Genomic DNA, 3036 nt, shown 5'->3' with positions numbered 1-3036 from the left:
GTGCGGCGAGGCCGGGCGCGGCGGAATCGTGGTATCTTTCGCATTCGAGCGAGGGGGTAATTTGCGGGATTGGCCCGCTAACGCCCCCCTTTTGGAGAATTTGAACATGAGCAAGCCGAAAATCAAGAAGATTAAGCTGCCCGCCGACCTGGCAAGCAGGATGGACGAGTTACGGGCAGCGGGCATCAAGGAAGAACAGGCTCGCAGCGCCCGTATGTACCGTTGCGGGCGGGTGGCGACAGCCCGGACCGCGGCGGCCGACCCTGGCGCGCAAAGCGAATTCGCCACCAAGGCGGATCTCAAATTATTGCGCAGCGAACTGGGAGAGGAAGTCGAACGGCTGCGGGAGCGGCTCGAGCGCATGCAGGCCGGGCACAGAGAGGATATAGCGCGCCTGCGGCTGAAAGTGCGCAAGATCGAGACCTGGATGCGCGTCCAGCGCTGGGTGTTGGGCGCGAATGTCGTTTTGGCGGGCATGGTGTTGGGACTGATGCTGCTTGTCTAGAATTCGGCCAGCCGCCGCTGTCTTGCGGATGCGGAGGCAGAGGCATTTGCCGCACGGCTATGCCCTGTTGCTCCTGCCGTTGTTGACGGGGTGTGGGGGAGGGGGCGGCAGCGGCCCTGCCGCTTCTTCCCCCATGCAGCCCCCCCCGCCAACGCAGGTCCTCCCGCCGCTGGGGATGCCGCCCGTACCCGTGGTCACCGCCGCCGCCCCGCTCCCGGAAGCGGAAATGGCGTGTCCCGATGGGCACTATAGCTCTCTTTGCGCGGGCGCTCCGAATAACGGCGGCAGCGTGACGGGCTTCAGCGAATTCATGACGCGGGCCGAAGCCCAGCCCAATGCGCCCGTGTCGGCCCAGATATTGGACGCCGGATTTTGTCCCGACAGTACCTTGGCGAACTGTCATGACCAGCAGGTTATGAGGGCATTGGCAACGGCGAGCCGTTCGGGCGGCAGTGTCCGAACAAGCTCTGTCGGAGGCAGCGCAGGCGTCTCCGCAGGCATCCGGAACCATCTTAATGTGCGCCTTCAGACGTACACCCGGTTTCCGCATCTTTTCCAGGATGGCGTCGTCGTGATTACAAACCTCTTGAACGACAATCTGTTTACCGCCGCCGCGCACGCGCCGCCGAATACCGTCGTCTTCGTTGCCGCGGGGAATCTCGGTCCTCAAGGAGCGGATAATGCGCGTATGCTCAGTAGTACGGATCTGGGCGCTTCCGGCAGGTGGGTGGTGGTTGCCGGCAGTTCCCCGGACCCCGACCCTCGGGGCCTGCACGAGGGTTCGGTAAGCTGCTCCCCGGTGGAGAGTTGGTGCCTGACGGCGCCGTTCACGCTGCACCGTTGGCCGTCTTCCTTCCGGGGCACGGACGGCAATCCCGTGTCCCCTGAGGAGACTCTTCAGGGCACCAGTTTCTCCACGCCCATCGTCGCCGGCGTCGCCGCGACGATTTGGGGACTGTGGCCCACGGAACTCACCGCCGAGGAAATCCCGCGCTTGCTCTACCAGTGCGCGGAGGGCGGCAGCGCCGACCTCGGCCACGGGCATCTGAACTTGCGCTGTCTGCTCGCCCCGGCCGATGGCCTCGAACTGCCCAGCGGCTATAGCACGACCGGCCTTGCGTTTGCCGGGGCGCTCTCGCTTCCGCATGGCGCCCGGTTGACGGCCGGCTCCGCCGTGGTGGGCCGCGACCGCTTCGGACGCTCGTTCCGCATCCGGGTCCCTTACCGCAACGATGCCGAATGGAGTTTTGCGCGGGAGTTTGCCGCTTTTGCGCAAGATTTCGCCGCCGCCGGCGCGCCGGCGACAGATTGCCCGGATATTTCCTTCGGGGACGGTTTCGCCGGGCGCCGTTTCCGCGCCTCGGTTCCCGCGGGGGCCTGCGCGCCAGCGCGGTTCTTCAGCTGGGGGCAGGCGACTCGCGGCGAATCTTTGCTGCTGGCATATGGGACCCGCCTGGTCCTGCGCGAGCGGACCTGGCTGAGCCTGATCGTCGGCGCCGCGGCGAATCGGGGTTCCGCGCATGGCGGCAGCATTGTCGGCAACGGCCAGCTGCGGGTCGGCGATGGCTGGGATGCGCTTGCCGGCGCCCTGCTTACGCGCGCTTTCACGCGGCGCTTCGGGATATCCGCCGGTATCGGCGTAGTGCGTAGCGAGCAGTTGCGGCCGGCAGGCGGCTCCGCCATCCGCGGCCTCCGCGCCGGGAACGGCGCCGCGCACATCGGCGCCTCATGGCAGAGCGGCGACCTGTCCCTGTCCGCGATGCTGACGCGCGAATCCGGTCTTGCCGGGAGCATGAACCTGGGCGGGCGCCGTGTGCGCTTTGACGGCAGCGGCGACTCCAGGGCGGATCTGCGCCTGGAGTTGCGCTTTTGAGCGCGTAACCGTTTCTTCGTCGGCAATACCGTGCAGAGAATTTTCGCAGCCCAACGAACGATGCCCGGGCCGGGGTTCTACGGCAGTCCGGGCAGGTGCGGGAGCCGAGGGTGAGGCAACGGCGCAAGGATCGTCGCAGGCGCTGCCCATGGGCCGAGACCGATGCCCTGACCATGGAATACCATGATCGTGAATGGGGCGTCCCGGTGCACGACGACCGCCTGCTGTTCGAGTTCCTGATTCTGGACGGGGTGCAGGCAGGGCTGAGCTGGAGCCTGGTTCTGAAGAAGCGAGAAAACTACCGCAAGGCATTCGATCGCTTCGATGCCGAAAAGATCGCCCGCTATAGCGACCGCAAGGTCGCCCATCTGCTTGGCGATCCGGGCATCGTCAGGAACCGCCTGAAGGTGCTCGCCGCCGTTGCCAACGCCCGCGCCTTTCTGGCGGTGCGCAACGAGTTCGGCAGTTTCGATTCCTATATCTGGCGGTTCACCGATGGCGCGACTGTGCGGAACCGGTGGCGCCGGAGTTCCGACATCCCCACCAGCACGCCCGCCTCCGAGGCCATGGGCCGGGATCTGAAAAAGCGGGGCTTTCGCTTTGTGGGCGGCACGATTTGCTACGCCTACATGCAGGGGGTGGGGATGGTAAACGACCA

Annotated in this window: 3 protein-coding genes; all 3 read left to right on the top strand. The window is 66.0% G+C overall.

Annotated elements, in window-relative coordinates:
• Nucleotides 1–106 precede the first annotated feature (106 nt).
• Nucleotides 107–505 (top strand): hypothetical protein, encoded by a 399-nt coding sequence (locus OXU43_06910; GenBank protein MDD9824883.1) that lies wholly within the window; start codon nucleotides 107–109, stop codon nucleotides 503–505.
• A gap of 310 nt (nucleotides 506–815) precedes the next feature.
• Nucleotides 816–2378, top strand: coding sequence for a S8 family serine peptidase (locus OXU43_06905; GenBank protein MDD9824882.1), 1563 nt, complete (start codon nucleotides 816–818; stop codon nucleotides 2376–2378).
• A 173-nt stretch (nucleotides 2379–2551) separates the two neighbouring features.
• Nucleotides 2552–3036, top strand: a 485-nt coding sequence (locus OXU43_06900) for a DNA-3-methyladenine glycosylase I (GenBank protein ID MDD9824881.1), incomplete at its 3' end; no start/stop codon positions are given.

The sequence above is a fragment of the Gammaproteobacteria bacterium genome (genome assembly GCA_028817255.1).
Lineage (GTDB): Bacteria > Pseudomonadota > Gammaproteobacteria > Porifericomitales > Porifericomitaceae > Porifericomes > Porifericomes azotivorans.
This window is presented reverse-complemented; position numbering and strand designations above follow the sequence as displayed.